This is a genomic window from Stenotrophomonas africana, assembly GCF_013004645.1.
Lineage (GTDB): Bacteria > Pseudomonadota > Gammaproteobacteria > Xanthomonadales > Xanthomonadaceae > Stenotrophomonas > Stenotrophomonas africana.
On record NZ_JABEME010000009.1, the window covers coordinates 1 to 14,600 of the forward strand.

Here is a 14,600-nt window from a genome sequence, read left to right on the forward strand (position 1 = left end):
GTTGCGGGGGCGTGAGCCGCATGGATGCGGCGACCGAGCTTACATGGACGTACTTGCAGCGGCCCCCGCAACCGGACCCACCCCGCCATCCCACAGGAAACCCGCTTTTGCTGTTGCTGTTGCTCTAGCCTCTGCGGGTGCAGGGCGCCGCCCTGCCGAACTAAACTACCCGCCGTTGTCCCAACAGGATTACCGATGTTCGATACCTCGCCCCAGCTCGATTGCGCCGGTCGCATCCTGCGCCTCGACCGTGCCCGGGTCATGGGCATCGTCAACGTCACTCCGGACTCGTTCTCCGATGGTGGCGCGCACGACACCACCGAGGCCGCGGTCGCTCATGGCCTCAAGCTGGTCGAGGAAGGCGCCGATCTGCTGGATATCGGCGGCGAATCGACCCGCCCGGGCGCTGCGCCGGTATCGGTGGAGGAGGAGCTGCGCCGGGTGATTCCGGTGATCGAGCAGCTGGCGGCCCGTACCCAGGTGCCGATCAGCATCGACACCTTCAAGCCGGAAGTGATGCGCGCGGCCGTGGCGGCTGGCGCCGGCATGATCAATGACATCTACGGCCTGCGTCAGGAAGGGGCGCTGGACGCCGCCGCTGCAACCGGCGTGCCGGTGGTGCTGATGCACATGCAGGGCGAGCCAGGCCACATGCAGGCCGATCCACATTACGACGACGTGGTCGCCGAGGTGCACGGCTTCCTGGTCCAGCGCCTGTTCGCTGCCGAGATGGCGGGCATTGCGAAGAAGAACCTGCTGATCGATCTCGGTTTCGGTTTCGGCAAAACCACTGCCCACAACATGACCCTGCTGGCACGCTCCGAGCGCTTCCTGGAGCTGGGCGTGCCGATGCTGGCTGGCCTGTCGCGCAAGCGCAGCCTGGGCGAACTGACCGGTCGCGACACACCGTCCCAGCGCGTGGCCGCGTCGGTGGCCGCGCACCTGATCGCGGTGCAGCGCGGCGCACGCATCGTACGCGTGCATGACGTAGCCGCCACCGTCGATGCGCTGAAGATCTGGCAGGCGGTCGAGGCCGTGCCGACGCCGCGTGCCGATGCCACGCCGACGATCCGCTGGCCGGACGAAGACTGATGGGCATCGACCGGCGGCCACTGGCGATCGCCGTGATGGGGCCGACCGCCAGTGGCAAGACCGCCACCGCGATCGCTCTGGCACAGCAGCTGGATGGCGAAATCGTCAGCGTCGATTCGGCGCTGGTATACCGCCACCTGGATATCGGCTCGGCCAAGCCGGATGCGGCCGAGCGTGCGCAGGCGCCGCACCATCTGCTGGACCTGCGCGATCCGTGGCAGACCTACTCGGCAGCCGAATTCGCCGCCGATGCCGGCCGGGTCGTTGCCGACATCGTGGCGCGCGGCAAGATGCCGATCCTGGCCGGCGGCACGGGTCTTTATTTCCGGGCGCTGCTGCAGGGTCTGTCGCCGATGCCGGAGGCCGATCCGGCGACGCGCGAAGCGCTCAGCGCCGAGGCGGCCGAACGCGGCTGGGCAGCACTGCACGCTGAGCTGGCCAAGGTCGACCCGGCCGCCGCCGCACGCATCCATGCCACCGACCCCCAGCGCATCCAGCGGGCGCTGGAGGTCTATCGCCTGACCGGTACCCCCATCACTGAATGGCAGCGTCGACCGGGCGTGGCGCCGTTGCCGGTACGCACGCTCAAGCTGATCCTGGCGCCGCGTGACCGCGCGGTGCTTCACCAGCGTATCGAGGCGCGCTTCGACGCCATGCTGGCACAGGGCTTTCTGGATGAGGTGCGGGCATTGCGCGCGATGCCGGAAATGGCCGCCGTGGAGGCGCCGCTGGACCTGCCGGCGGTGCGCGCGGTCGGCTATCGCCAGGCCTGGGAGTACCTGGATGGGGAGGGCGATGCCGCCCGCTTCCGGGACAAGGCGATCTTCGCCACCCGGCAGCTGGCCAAGCGCCAGCTGACCTGGCTGCGCGGCGAACTTGATGCGCGCTGGTTCGACCCCCATATCGACCGCGAGCGCCTTGCCGGCGCGGTGTCGACCTTCGTCGCACGCTGAACCCCCGCCAGCCGTGTAACATCATCGGTCGGCGGGCGGCTCGGGGGCCGTGGCAACCGTCGGCAACCCAATAAGAACAATAATCAGGAGTGTGCAATGTCCAAGGGGCAATCGCTGCAGGATCCTTTCTTGAACGCACTGCGGCGCGAGCGCGTGCCGGTTTCGGTGTACCTGGTCAACGGCATCAAGCTGCAGGGCACGATCGAGTCGTTCGACCAGTTCGTCGTCCTGCTGCGCAATACGGTCAGTCAGATGGTCTACAAGCACGCCATTTCCACGGTCGTTCCGGCACGCAACGTGAAGGTCGGTCCGGGCGGTGGTTACGTGCAGTCGGGTGAAGGTGGTCAGGCAGGTGATGAAGCAGACGAGTAATACCGGAGCGGTGAATGTTTGACCGCTCGAAAAAGGGTGAACACGCCCTGTTGATCCAGCCCCATTTCGGCAAGCTGGAAGACGATGTGCTGGAAGAATTCGGTGATCTGGCCCGCTCGGCTGGGGCCAGCATCGCCGCGACGATCACCGCACGCCTGGACCGTCCGAATCCGTCGACCCTGATCGGCAGCGGCAAGCTGGACGAGATCAAGGCTGCGGCCGACGCCAGCGGTGCCGACCTGATCCTGGTCAACCATGCGTTGAGCCCGGGCCAGGAACGCAACCTGGAACGCTTCCTCGAGCGCCGGGTGATCGACCGTACCGGCCTGATCCTGGACATCTTCGCCCAGCGTGCGCACAGCCACGAGGGCAAGCTGCAGGTCGAGCTGGCGCAGCTGCGCCACCTGGCCACGCGGCTGGTGCGCGGCTGGACCCATCTGGAGCGCCAGCGCGGTGGTTCCATCGGCCTGCGTGGCCCGGGTGAAACCCAGCTGGAAACCGACCGCCGCCTGCTGCAGAAGCGGGTCGAGCAGCTGCAGAAGCGCCTGGAAAAGGTGGAGGTGCAGCGCACCCAGATGCGGCGCGCGCGCGTGCGCAGCGAACTGCCGCGCGTGGCCCTGGTGGGCTACACCAACGCCGGCAAGTCGACCCTGTTCAATGCCATGACCGGGGCCGAGGCGTATGCCGCCGACCAGCTGTTCGCAACGCTGGACCCGACCGTGCGACGCATTGCGGTGCCCGGGGGCAACGTGGTGCTGGCCGATACCGTCGGCTTTGTTCGCGATCTGCCGCATGATCTGGTCGCCGCGTTCCGCTCGACCCTGTCCGAGGCGCGCGAGGCTGACTTCCTGCTGCACGTGGTCGACGCTGCTGATCCGCACCGCGAGGAGCGCATCGCCCAGGTGGACGAGGTACTGACCGCGGTCGGTGCCGGTGACCTGCCGCAGCTGCTGGTGTTCAACAAGATCGACCGCATCGACGGTGCCGACGTCCGCCACGATGGCCAGGACGGTATCCCGGATGAGTCGCGTCGCGAGCGGGTGTGGATTTCCGCGCGTGACGGGCAGGGCCTGGAGCTGCTGCAGGCGGTGCTGGGCAAACGCCTGGGCCTGCAGCATGTCACCGGCGAACTTCGACTGCCGCCGGATGCCGGTCGCCTGCGTGCGCGCCTGCACCAGCTGGAGGTGATCCGCAGCGAGCAGGCCGATGAAGACGGCTGGCTGCTGCAGGTCGACCTGCCGATCGCCGAAGCCGAAAAGCTGGCCGCCAGTGCCGACGGCGCGCCGATCCGGGCGCTGCTGCCGGAGAAGCTGCCGGAGTGGTGAGCTAGCGGCCGATACCGGGTAGTGCCGGCCGCTGGCCGGCAGCGCAGCCGCGCCGGAGGGCCGCGACATCCGCCTGTCATCTGCGGTACAACGTGCAGGTTCTTCACCCCACCGTCATGCCGATGTCCATTCCCACCGACGCTGAACTCAATGCCCAGTCCGCCGCGCTCGGGCGGCGCCTGCAGCAGGTCTCGCTGCAGCTGGTGACCGCTGAAAGCTGCAGTGGTGGCTGGATCGCCAAGTGCATGACCGATATCGCCGGTTCCTCGGCGTTCTTCGACTGCGGCATGGTGGTGTACAGCTACGAGGCCAAGCAGCGCCTGCTGGGTGTGCGCGCGCAGACCCTGGAGCAGTTCGGTGCGGTCAGCCGCGAAACCGTGCTGGAGATGGTGTCCGGCGCACTGGTCAATTCCGGTGCCGGCATCGCCGTGGCGGTGACCGGCATCGCCGGTCCTGGCGGTGGCAGCCCGGACAAGCCGGTCGGCAGTGTCTGGATCGGCTGGAAGCGGCGCGGCGGCTACGCCCGCGCCGAGCTGTTCCAGTTCGATGGCGACCGCGAAGCCATCCGCCGGCAAACCGTGGCGGCGGCATTGCGCGGTATCGACGCCCAGCTGTGACATGCTGCTCCGGTAATCGTCCGGAGCACGCATGATGTGGGAAACGCTGGGCACGGTCCGTGACCTGGGCCGACTGCAGGAAATCGCTGTCGTCCTGATCCGCTATGGCTTCGGCGATGTGGTGCGGCGCATCGGCCTGGCCAGCACGCTGGAGCGGGCAGGGCGCCTGCTGCACTGGAACGAGGAGCGGCAGGAACTGCTGCGGATGACCGCGCCGGTGCGTGTGCGCAGCGCGATGCAGGATCTTGGCCCAACCTTCGTCAAGCTTGGGCAGGTGCTGGCAACGCGTGTCGACCTGTTGCCGCCGGAATGGATCGCCGAGCTTTCTGAACTTCAGAACGCGGTGCCGGCGCTGCCGTATGCGGATATCCGCGAGCAGCTCGAGGCCGACCTTGGCGCACCGCCTGCAGAGGTGTTCGCCTTCCTCGATGAAACCCCGATGGCTGCCGCATCGCTAGCGCAGGCCCATCGCGCGCGCCTGCATGATGGTCGCGAGGTGGTGCTGAAGGTGCGGCGCCCCGGCATCCGCGATGTGGTCGAGGCCGACCTGCGTCTGCTGGCCCGCCTGGCCGAGATCGTTGAAGCGCGACTGCCGGACCTGCGTCGTTACCGCCCGGCCGAAGTCGTGCAGCAGTTCACCGTGTCGCTGCGCCGCGAGCTGGATTTCGCTGCCGAATGCCGCAATGCCGAGCGCATCGCGCGCAACTTCAGCGGCCGTGACGACATACTGATTCCGAAGGTGCACTGGCAGTGGACCTGCGAAAGCCTGAACGTGCAGGACTTCGTCGACGGCATTCCCGGGCGCGACCTGGCTGGCGTCGACGCGGCAGGACTGGACCGGCGCGAACTGGCGCGGTGCGGTGCGGACATCGTGTTGAAGATGGTGCTGGAGGACGGCAGCTTCCATGCCGACCCGCATCCGGGCAACATCATCTACCTGCGCGACGGCCGCATCGGCGTGATTGATTTCGGCATGGTCGGTGCCTTGTCGGAAGTCCGGCGTTTCCAGGTGGCGCAGCTGCTGCACGGGCTGGTCGAGCAGGACCCGCAGGGCGTGGCCGACGTGCTGCTGGACTGGGCCGGCGGTGTTGAGGTGGACGAGAACCGGCTGCAGCACGACATCAGCCAGTTCGTCGACCAGTACCGTGGCGTGCCGCTGAAGGACCTGCGCATCGGCCTGATGCTGGGCGACATCACCCAGCTGCTGCGCAGCTACAGCCTGACCCTGCCGGCTGACCTGGCGCTGATGATCAAGGCGTTCCTGACCCTGGAAGGCATGGGCCGGCAGCTGGACCCGGATTTCGACATGGCCAGTGCCGCGCGCCCGTTCCTGGAGCGGGTGGTGCTGCAGCGCTATGCGCCCAAGGCGCTGCTCAAGCGCGGCCGCCGCAGCCTGCTGGGCCTGGTCGACTTCGCCGGTGAGCTTCCCCGCGACCTACGCAAGCTGGTGCAGGCGGCGCGCCGGGGACGCCTGCAGTTGAAGGTGGAAACCACGGCGCTGCAGGGCTTTGGCGAACAGGTGAACCGCGCAGCGAACCGGTTGGTGATGGGCATCGTCACTGCTGCGCTGATCATCGGTTCCTCGATCGTGATGCACAGCGTCGGCGGCGTCTCCAGCCGCTGGCTGCTGGCGCTGGGCGTCTGCGGCTTCATCGGCGCCGGCTTCTGCGGCGTGTGGATCCTGTTCTCGATATGGAGAAGTGGCAAACACACGTGAATGCGTTTACCGCGGAATCGCGCAGCGATTCCTGCAGAGCCGACTGTTGGTCGGCTGCGGCTGCGGCTGCGGCCGCGGTTGCATTTGCTTTTGCTTTGCCGACCGGCCGGGCGTTAGTGCGCTTGCCGAGCATGCCTCGGCCCAACAGGGCCCGCATCATCCCCTGTCGTCCCCGGCACTTGCAGTCTCGTCGGTTAGTAGTAATACTACTAACCATGGACCTGACCGACACCCAGCAGGCGATCCTGCAGTTGATCGCCGAGCGTATCGAGAGCGAAGGCGCACCGCCGTCGCAGACTGAAATCGCACGTGCGTTCGGCTTCAAGGGCGTGCGCGCGGCCCAGTACCACCTGGAAGCCCTGGAGCAGGCCGGTGCGATCCGTCGCATCCCTGGCCAGGCCCGCGGTATCCGCCTGGTGCAGGCGCCGCCCGTCGAAAAGCTGGCCGAGCCGGGCCTGGCGGACAGCGTGTTGCGCCTGCCGGTTCTCGGCCGGGTTGCGGCCGGCCTGCCGATCGGCGCCGACATCGGCTCGGACGATTTCGTGGTGCTGGACCGGGTGTTCTTCTCGCCGGCGCCGGACTACCTGCTGAAGGTGCAGGGCGATTCGATGATCGATGAGGGCATCTTCGACGGTGACCTGATCGGCGTCCATCGCACCCGCGACGCCCATTCCGGCCAGATCGTGGTGGCGCGCATCGATGACGAGATCACCGTCAAGCTGCTGAAGATCGCCAAGGATCGTATCCGCCTGCTGCCGCGTAATCCCGACTACAAGCCGATCGAAGTGCTGCCGGATCAGGATTTCGCGATCGAAGGCCTCTATTGCGGCCTGCTGCGACCCAATCGTTGACCCGTTCCATAGCGCATTACCCCGCGGTCTTTTGTGGCGATTCTCTGGTTCCACTGAGGTTGGTACGGATGTCCGATAATTCTTTTCAGAGCGCCGGGCAGAATCTCAGCCTGTGCGATACATCCGACTTAAAGTGAGCCCATGGCAAAGAAGACCCCCAAAGACAGCACTTCCAACGACACGACCTCTGCAAGGACCAATCCGATGGACGAGAACAAGAAGCGCGCCCTCGCTGCAGCTCTGGGCCAGATCGAAAAGCAGTTCGGCAAGGGCTCGGTGATGCGCATGGGCGACCGCGTGGTTGAGCCCGTCGAGGCTATCCCGACCGGTTCGCTGATGCTCGACATCGCACTGGGCATTGGTGGTCTGCCGAAGGGCCGTGTCGTTGAAATCTACGGGCCGGAATCCTCGGGCAAGACCACGCTGACCCTGCAGGCCATCGCCGAATGCCAGAAGATGGGCGGCACTGCGGCCTTCATCGATGCCGAGCACGCGCTGGACCCGATCTACGCCGCCAAGCTGGGCGTGAACGTGGACGACCTGCTGCTGTCGCAGCCGGATACCGGTGAGCAGGCGCTGGAAATCGCCGACATGCTGGTCCGTTCGGGTTCGGTCGACATCCTGGTGATCGACTCGGTCGCCGCGCTGACCCCGAAGGCTGAAATCGAAGGCGAGATGGGCGATCAGCTGCCGGGCCTGCAGGCCCGCCTGATGAGCCAGGCGCTGCGCAAGCTGACCGGCAACATCAAGCGCTCCAACACCCTGGTGGTCTTCATCAACCAGCTGCGCATGAAGATCGGCGTGATGATGCCGGGCCAGAGCCCGGAAACCACCACCGGTGGCAACGCGCTGAAGTTCTACGCCTCGGTGCGCCTGGACATCCGCCGTATCGGCGCGATCAAGAAGGGCGACGAGATCATCGGCAACCAGACCAAGATCAAGGTCGTCAAGAACAAGCTGGCGCCTCCGTTCAAGCAGGTCATCACCGAGATCCTGTACGGCGAAGGCATCAGCCGCGAGGGCGAGCTGATCGACATGGGTGTGGATGCCAAGCTGGTCGAGAAGGCCGGCGCCTGGTACAGCTACGGTGAGGAGCGCATCGGCCAGGGCAAGGACAACGCCCGCGGCTACCTGCGCGACAACCCGACGGTTGCCGCGAAGCTCGAAGCCGAGCTGCGCGAGAAGTTCCAGCCGACCGAAGCCACCCGTGAGGAAGGCGACGACGAAGGCGACGACGAATAAGGCTTGCTGTGGGGCAGGGTGGCGCCGTCAGTGACGTCGCCCTGTCCCGCAGGTTCGAATCGCCCAGGGATGGGCAGGGCGCCACGGACGGCGCCACCCTTGGAGCACCGATGTCCGACGCCGACGACATTCCCACCGGCCGCAAACGCCGGTCGCGCGAGCAGACGCCCGTGCAACGAGCGCTGGGCCTGCTGGTCCGCCGCGAGCACTCGCGCAAGGAACTCACCCGCAAGCTGACCGCTCGTGGCATCGAAGACGAGGCTGCGCAGGCGGCTGTCGCCAAGCTGACCGAGGCCGGCTGGCAGGACGACACCCGTTTTGCCGAAAACCTGGTGCGGATGCGCGCCAACACCGGCTATGGGCCGATCCATGTCCGCGCCGAGCTGGGGACCCACGGCCTGGACAGCGCCGCGATTGCCGCGGCGATGGACAGCTACGAAGGCGACTGGCAGGAAAACGCCCGTGATCTGGTCCGCCGACGCTTTGGCGAGGCCGGCCCGCAGGACCTGACACAGCGGCGCAAGGCCGCCGATCTGCTGGCCCGACGGGGCTTCGACGGCGACAGCATCCGCCGCGCGACCCGCTACGACCCGGATGACTGAGACTGGCGGCGCCGGGCCTGATACCCTTTAGGTTTTCGGCGGTCCCTCGCGACCCTGGCCAACGCGGCCGGTGGTCCGGGCCCGCCGGCCCGCAGACTGCCAGCCCCCAATGAACGCATCCGCCAAATTCACGACTTCCCAGATCCGCAGCGACTTCCTTGAGTTCTTCAAGGGTAAAGGCCACACCATCGTGCCGTCGGCGCCGCTGGTGCCGGGCAATGATCCGACCCTGCTGTTCACCAACTCCGGCATGGTGCAGTTCAAGGACGTGTTCCTTGGCGCGGAAAAGCGCAGCTACGTGCGCGCGGCCGACGTCCAGCGCTGCCTGCGCGCGGGCGGCAAGCACAACGACCTCGACCAGGTCGGCTACACCGCGCGCCACCACACTTTCTTCGAAATGCTGGGCAACTGGTCGTTCGGCGACTACTTCAAGAAGGACGCGATCGCCTGGGCCTGGGAACTGCTGACCCAGGTCTGGAAGCTGCCGGCCGAACGCCTGCTGGTCACCGTCTACCAGACCGATGACGAAGCCTACGAACTGTGGCGCGACATGGTCGGCGTGCCGGAAGCGCGCATCGTGCGCATCGGCGACAACAAGGGCGCACCGTTCGCCTCGGACAACTTCTGGCAGATGGCCGACACCGGCCCGTGCGGCCCGTGCACCGAGATCTTCTACGACCACGGTGACCATATCGCCGGCGGCCCCCCGGGTTCTCCGGATGAAGACGGCGACCGCTTCATCGAAATCTGGAACCTGGTGTTCATGCAGTTCGACCGCCAGCCGGATGGCACCCTGGTGCCGCTGCCGGCACCGTGCGTGGATACCGGCATGGGCCTGGAGCGCCTGGCGGCGATCCTGCAGCACGTGCACACCAACTACGAGATCGACCTGTTCCAGGCCCTGATCCGCAAGGCCAGCGAACTGACCGGCACTGCCGATCTGGAAAACAAGTCGCTGCGCGTGATCGCCGACCACATCCGGGCCTGTTCGTTCCTGATCGTCGATGGCGTGCTGCCGTCCAACGAAGGCCGCGGCTACGTGCTGCGCCGTATCATTCGTCGCGCACTGCGCCACGGCTGGATGCTGGGCGTGCGCCAGCCGTTCTTCAGCAAGCTGGTGCCCACCCTGGTCGAGCAGATGGGCGAGGCCTATCCGGAACTGCCGGCAGCGGTGGACACCGTCACCCGTGCGCTGCAGGCCGAAGAAGAGCGTTTCGCCGAAACCCTCGACGCCGGCATGAAGATCTTCGAAGACGTCGCGGGCAAGGCCAGTAATGGCGTGATCCCGGGCGTTGACGCGTTCCGCCTGTACGACACCTATGGCTTCCCGCTCGACCTGACCCAGGACATCGCCCGCGAGCGCGACCTGACCGTTGACATTGCCGGCTTCGATGCCGCGATGGAGCAGCAGCGCGAGACCGCGCGTGCGGCCGGCAAGTTCGGTGGTGGCGTGACCCTGCCGGCCGAGCTGGTGGCGACCCTGAGCCCGACCCGGTTCCTCGGTTACGACCGCCTGCAGGCCGACGGCCTGACCGTGCTGGCCCTGCTCAAGGACGGTCGTCCGGTGCAGTCGGTCGAAGCCGGTGACGCAGTCATCGTCATCACCAACCAGACTCCGTTCTACGCCGAGTCCGGCGGCCAGGTCGGCGACACCGGCGTGCTGACCGGCAGCGGTGTGCGCCTGGCGGTGGAAGACACCCAGAAGTTTGCCGGCCAGTTCCACGGCCATGTCGGTATCCTGTCCGAAGGCGGCCTGAAGGTCGGTGATGTGCTGTCTGGCCAGGTCGATGGCGAGCGCCGTGGCGCCACCATCCTCAACCACTCGGCCACCCACCTGTTGCACGCCGCCCTGCGCGAAGTGCTCGGCACCCACGTGCAGCAGAAGGGCTCGCTGGTCGCTCCGGACCGCCTGCGTTTCGACTTCTCGCACTTCCAGCCGATCAGCGCGGATGAACTGGCCGTGATCGAGCGCAAGGTCAATCAGCAGGTGCGCGCCAACAACGCCGCCGAAGTGCACAACATGGGCATGCAGGAAGCGCTGGACTTCGGCGCGATGGCCCTGTTCGGCGAAAAGTACGGCGAGCATGTGCGCGTGCTGAAGATGGGTGACTACTCCACCGAGCTGTGCGGCGGTACCCACGTCAACCGTACCGGCGACATCGGCCTGTTCAAGATCACCTCCGAGGGCGGCGTCTCCGCCGGCGTGCGCCGCATCGAGGCTGTTACCGGCCAGGGTGCGCTGGATTACGTGGACGCCGAAGAGGCCCGCCTGGTCGAGGCCGCTGAACTGCTCGGCGGCAGCGCCGCCGACGTGGTCGAGAAGATCCGTGCCCTCGGCCAGCGCCAGAAGCAGCTGGAACGCGAACTGGAAGCCGTGAAGGCCAAGGTTGCCGCGGGTGCCACGGCCGACCTGTCCGGCCAGGCCGTCGAGGTTGCTGGCGTGAAAGTACTGGCTGCCCGCCTGGAGGGCTTCGACGCCAAGGCCTTGCGTGACGCCATGGACCGCCTCAAGCAGCAGTTGGGCGACGCTGTGATCGTGCTGGCCGGCGCCCAGGACGGCAAGGCCGCCCTGGTCGCGGGTGTGAACGGCAGCGCAATGGGCAAGGTCAAGGCTGGGGAACTGTTGTCCCATATCGCCAGTCAGATCGGGGGCAAGGGCGGCGGACGCCCGGACCTCGCCCAGGGTGGTGGCGAGGACGGGCCCGCCCTTGCCACTGCGCTGGCTGCAGTCGTCGAATGGGTCAGCCCCCGCCTGTGATGAACCTGGCCGTCCCCCTCCTTGTAGGAGCGGGACGGCTGACGGTACCATTGCGAATCTTTTCCCTTTGTCGTGGTAGCGCTTCTTGACGGAGCGTCAAGCCGGTGGGGGATACCCTTCCACACGGTTCCATGGAGACTTACAAAAATGTTGATCCTGACTCGCCGCGTCGGCGAAACCCTGATGATCGGAGACTCGGTGAGCGTCACCGTGCTTGGCGTCAAGGGTAACCAGGTGCGTATCGGCATCACCGCGCCGAAGGACGTCGCTGTGCATCGCGAAGAGATCTATCAGCGCATCCAGCGTGGTGATGAAGCCGGTGGCACCGGTAGCGAAAATTCTGCCGAATAACGCTTTACCTTCGCACTCGATTAACGTTATGATTCACGCCCCGCTGAGGTGCAACGCACCAGACGCGGAGAAAACCCCGGAGTGATGCCCGAGTGGCCGAAGGGGCTCCCCTGCTAAGGGAGTATAGGGTCAAAAGCTCTATCGAGGGTTCGAATCCCTCTCACTCCGCCAGATACAAAGAAGCGCCTGCAGATCCTCGATCTGCAGGCGTTTTTCTTTGCGCGGATGGAGGGGCCCGGCATGCCATCCAGCGATCATTGATCGTTGGATGGCGACCGAATCACGCTCTCCTCAGAGCTTCACCGTCACACCCACCTGGAAACCACGCCCCGGCAACGGCGCGATGTACTTCAGCGGCGAGTTGTGCGGCCGTGCTTCTTCATTGAGCAGGTTGCTGCCGTTGACGAAAATTTCCATGCCGGCGATATAGCTGTTGCGTACCGGCAGCTCATGACTGACCTGCAGGTCGACCAGGTTGAAGGCATCCAGCGGCACTTCCTCGCTCACGTTGCGGCCGAGGTACTTCTGCGTGTCGTAGTAGGTGCTGGACAGCTGCGCCTTCCAGCCTTCGCGCTGCCACTGCAGATTGGCACCGTAGCGGTTGGTCGGCATGTTCGGCAGGTACTCGCCGTCATTGTGGGCACGCAGCGAATCGGGGCGGTCGGCCTTGTTCTTCACCAGGTCGGCGAAGGCGGACACGTTCAACGTGCCGTAGCGGCCCAGGTCCAATGCCTGCGAGGCATCGATCTCGTAGCCCTTCACCGTGGTGTCGGTCTGCTTCCAGTACTTCAGCGGCAGGCGATTGGCGGTCTGCACGCCCGAGTAACCCAGGTACAGATAGTTCTCGTACTTCATCCGGTACGCGGTGGCCGACAGTTCGAAATCGCCTACGTGGAACAGGCCGGTCAACTCCAGGTTCTTCGCGCGTTCCGGCTCGAGGTTCTGGTTGCCTTCTTCCTGGGTCATCACCGAATAGTGAGCATTGCTCGCATACAGCTCGTTGATTTCCGGTGCGCGCTGCGAGGACGAGTAGCGCACCTTGGCGGCGAACAACGGACCGAGCTCGACATACGATCCCAGGCTGTAGCTGTTGAGTCGGTAGTCGCGGTCCTGCAGTTTCGTGTTGGCGGCATTGCGCGCTGTCTTGAAGCGGCTTGGTTGCAGGTCATGGTCAACGCGCTCGTGGCGCACGCCAGCGTCGAAACTGGCCCAGCCGACGTCCAGCGTCTCCTTCAGGAACACCGCGTTGCTGCGGGTGTCGACGTCAGGCAGGTAGCGCAGCGAACCGCTGCCGGTGACATCACGCGACTGGTGGCTGTAGCCGAGCAGGCCGCTGAGCGGACCGACGCGCTGATGGCTGAGCAGCAGCTCGGCCTGGGTGCTCTCGAAATCGTAGTCGTTGGCCCGGGTGGCACCCAGCCGTTCGCCTGAGGTGTTGTCCAGCTTCGAAACACGCAGTTCGGCGCGCTCGAACCACGGCAGCGGATCGCGCAACAGGGCTTCCAGTGCGTAGCGTTCCTGCTTGATCACCACGCCCACCGGCAATGCGTTGGCGTAGTTGGAACCGAACGACAGATTCTGCATCGAGAACCCCGGCACGCCGTATTCGCTGTCCTTGGCATCGATGCTGACGCCGACGTAGCCACGGTCGAAGAACAGGGTCGACCCGAACGCCACCTGCGAATTGCGCGCGTAGCTGTTGCCCAGCCGGTGGTGATAGTCGGGGGTCACATCATTGTTGATCTGCTTCTGTACGTATGACGGCGTACCGGCGACATAGGCCGGATTGACCGGATTGATATAGGTACGGCGCTGCCAGACCGAAGTCGGGTTGTTGGTGTAGAAGGAGAAATCGCCATCGGCCCAGTCCGGGTTCTCGGTCATGAACTGGTCGATGTAGGGCTGCGAGGCCTTGTTGTAGATCTGCTGCACGCGCGCTTCCTTCTGGCAGCTGTCGGCCAGCGCCGAGTTGACGCCGCCGGTCGGCGGGAACAGTCGGGTGTTGCAGACACTGGCCTTGCTCTTGCCGGGGATGTCGTAGTGCGAGATACGCTGGCGCGAGACCTGCAGGTTGGTCGAGAGGTTGCGCTGGTTGTTGAAGTTCATGCGGAAGCCCTGCGCGTCGGCGGCATTGAAGCCCTTGCGCAGGACCAGTTCCATCGACTGGTCCTTGTCTTCCATGCTGCGCGAGATCAGGCCCGGATCGATCTCCACGCTGCCGCCGATCGCATTGCCGCCGTAGCGCACGGTGTCGGAGGACTTGTTGACGGTGACGCTGCGTACGAACAGCGGATCGAACGGAATGTTGATGTCGCCGCTGATCGCGTTCATGCCGAGGATGGACTGGCCGTCCTGCAGGATCTGCACGCGGTTGCCGCTGAGGCTGCGGATGACCGGAGCGCCCGCGTTCGGCCCGAAGGCACTGCTTTGCACACCGGAGACATGTTCGAGCAGGTTGCCGAGGGTGCGGTTCTGGGCTTGTGGATTGTCGACAGTGGCCCGGCTGTCGATGCGCGAGGGCTGGGAGGCCTGGACCTGGAGGGTGGGGAGGGTGGGTTCGTCCGCGGCCTGGGCGGTGTGGACGGCGAACAGAATGGCAGCAGCAAGCAGGTGGCGACGCATGGCACGATCCGTGAAAAAGACGTGAAATGTTATAACGTAACTATTTGTATCGACAAGGGTGGAACGGGCCTTGCGGCAGGGGCAACGCGCGCGGTGGA

At 65.7% G+C, this 14,600-nt stretch carries 12 protein-coding genes and 1 tRNA gene; 12 read left to right on the top strand and 1 reads right to left on the bottom strand.

Annotated elements, in window-relative coordinates:
* Nucleotides 1-195 precede the first annotated feature (195 nt).
* From folP to HLA98_RS15500, 12 genes are all read left to right on the top strand, one after another.
* Nucleotides 196-1,092 carry a dihydropteroate synthase gene (folP, locus tag HLA98_RS15445; protein WP_057500986.1) on the top strand — a complete coding sequence of 299 codons (897 nt, stop codon included), beginning with the start codon at nucleotides 196-198 and terminating at the stop codon, nucleotides 1,090-1,092.
* Nucleotides 1,092-2,045, top strand: coding sequence for a tRNA (adenosine(37)-N6)-dimethylallyltransferase MiaA (miaA, locus tag HLA98_RS15450; protein ID WP_057500985.1), 954 nt, complete (start codon nucleotides 1,092-1,094; stop codon nucleotides 2,043-2,045). Before folP ends, miaA begins: the two co-directional genes overlap by 1 nt.
* A gap of 96 nt (nucleotides 2,046-2,141) precedes the next feature.
* Nucleotides 2,142-2,417: an RNA chaperone Hfq gene (gene hfq / locus HLA98_RS15455; protein WP_004152891.1), complete on the top strand. Its 276-nt coding sequence runs from the start codon at nucleotides 2,142-2,144 to the stop codon at nucleotides 2,415-2,417.
* A 14-nt stretch (nucleotides 2,418-2,431) separates the two neighbouring features.
* Nucleotides 2,432-3,742 carry a ribosome rescue GTPase HflX gene (gene hflX, locus HLA98_RS15460; RefSeq protein WP_005412934.1) on the top strand — a complete coding sequence of 437 codons (1,311 nt, stop codon included), beginning with the start codon at nucleotides 2,432-2,434 and terminating at the stop codon, nucleotides 3,740-3,742.
* A gap of 122 nt (nucleotides 3,743-3,864) precedes the next feature.
* Entirely contained in the window at nucleotides 3,865-4,359 is a 495-nt protein-coding gene (locus HLA98_RS15465; RefSeq protein ID WP_057500988.1) for a CinA family protein, read from the top strand.
* A gap of 34 nt (nucleotides 4,360-4,393) precedes the next feature.
* Nucleotides 4,394-6,076, top strand: a complete 1,683-nt coding sequence (gene ubiB / locus HLA98_RS15470; protein ID WP_057500987.1) for a 2-polyprenylphenol 6-hydroxylase — start codon at nucleotides 4,394-4,396, stop codon at nucleotides 6,074-6,076.
* Between the two features lie 215 nt (nucleotides 6,077-6,291).
* A complete protein-coding gene (gene lexA, locus HLA98_RS15475) occupies nucleotides 6,292-6,927 on the top strand; it encodes a transcriptional repressor LexA (RefSeq protein ID WP_032962190.1) in 636 nt (211 codons plus the stop codon).
* A 204-nt stretch (nucleotides 6,928-7,131) separates the two neighbouring features.
* The gene (gene recA, locus HLA98_RS15480; RefSeq protein WP_049449560.1) at nucleotides 7,132-8,169 is read left to right on the top strand and encodes a recombinase RecA; all 1,038 of its coding nucleotides are present in this window, start codon (nucleotides 7,132-7,134) and stop codon (nucleotides 8,167-8,169) included.
* A gap of 110 nt (nucleotides 8,170-8,279) precedes the next feature.
* On the top strand, nucleotides 8,280-8,771 hold the full coding sequence (gene recX, locus HLA98_RS15485; RefSeq protein ID WP_049449562.1) for a recombination regulator RecX: 492 nt from the start codon (nucleotides 8,280-8,282) through the stop codon (nucleotides 8,769-8,771).
* Between the two features lie 109 nt (nucleotides 8,772-8,880).
* The gene (alaS, locus tag HLA98_RS15490; RefSeq protein WP_057500984.1) at nucleotides 8,881-11,529 is read left to right on the top strand and encodes an alanine--tRNA ligase; all 2,649 of its coding nucleotides are present in this window, start codon (nucleotides 8,881-8,883) and stop codon (nucleotides 11,527-11,529) included.
* 147 nt (nucleotides 11,530-11,676) lie between these two features.
* On the top strand, nucleotides 11,677-11,880 hold the full coding sequence (gene csrA, locus HLA98_RS15495; protein ID WP_004152909.1) for a carbon storage regulator CsrA: 204 nt from the start codon (nucleotides 11,677-11,679) through the stop codon (nucleotides 11,878-11,880).
* Between the two features lie 78 nt (nucleotides 11,881-11,958).
* Nucleotides 11,959-12,051: transfer RNA gene (locus HLA98_RS15500), tRNA-Ser, on the top strand.
* Between the two features lie 120 nt (nucleotides 12,052-12,171).
* Here the strand turns inward: HLA98_RS15500 and HLA98_RS15505 are convergent.
* Nucleotides 12,172-14,502 (bottom strand): TonB-dependent receptor, encoded by a 2,331-nt coding sequence (locus HLA98_RS15505; protein WP_129550540.1) that lies wholly within the window; start codon nucleotides 14,500-14,502, stop codon nucleotides 12,172-12,174.
* Nucleotides 14,503-14,600 lie beyond the last annotated feature (98 nt).

Bases quoted from the DNA above. Each gene is read 5' to 3' on its own strand.
- folP (WP_057500986.1), top strand. From the start codon at position 196: ATGTTCGATACCTCGCCCCAGCTCGATTGCGCCGGTCGCATCCTGCGC.
- miaA (WP_057500985.1), top strand. From the start codon at position 1,092: ATGGGCATCGACCGGCGGCCACTGGCGATCGCCGTGATGGGGCCGACC.
- hfq (WP_004152891.1), top strand. From the start codon at position 2,142: ATGTCCAAGGGGCAATCGCTGCAGGATCCTTTCTTGAACGCACTGCGG.
- hflX (WP_005412934.1), top strand. From the start codon at position 2,432: ATGTTTGACCGCTCGAAAAAGGGTGAACACGCCCTGTTGATCCAGCCC.
- HLA98_RS15465 (WP_057500988.1), top strand. From the start codon at position 3,865: ATGTCCATTCCCACCGACGCTGAACTCAATGCCCAGTCCGCCGCGCTC.
- ubiB (WP_057500987.1), top strand. From the start codon at position 4,394: ATGTGGGAAACGCTGGGCACGGTCCGTGACCTGGGCCGACTGCAGGAA.
- lexA (WP_032962190.1), top strand. From the start codon at position 6,292: ATGGACCTGACCGACACCCAGCAGGCGATCCTGCAGTTGATCGCCGAG.
- recA (WP_049449560.1), top strand. From the start codon at position 7,132: ATGGACGAGAACAAGAAGCGCGCCCTCGCTGCAGCTCTGGGCCAGATC.
- recX (WP_049449562.1), top strand. From the start codon at position 8,280: ATGTCCGACGCCGACGACATTCCCACCGGCCGCAAACGCCGGTCGCGC.
- alaS (WP_057500984.1), top strand. From the start codon at position 8,881: ATGAACGCATCCGCCAAATTCACGACTTCCCAGATCCGCAGCGACTTC.
- csrA (WP_004152909.1), top strand. From the start codon at position 11,677: ATGTTGATCCTGACTCGCCGCGTCGGCGAAACCCTGATGATCGGAGAC.
- HLA98_RS15505 (WP_129550540.1), bottom strand. From the start codon at position 14,502: ATGCGTCGCCACCTGCTTGCTGCTGCCATTCTGTTCGCCGTCCACACC.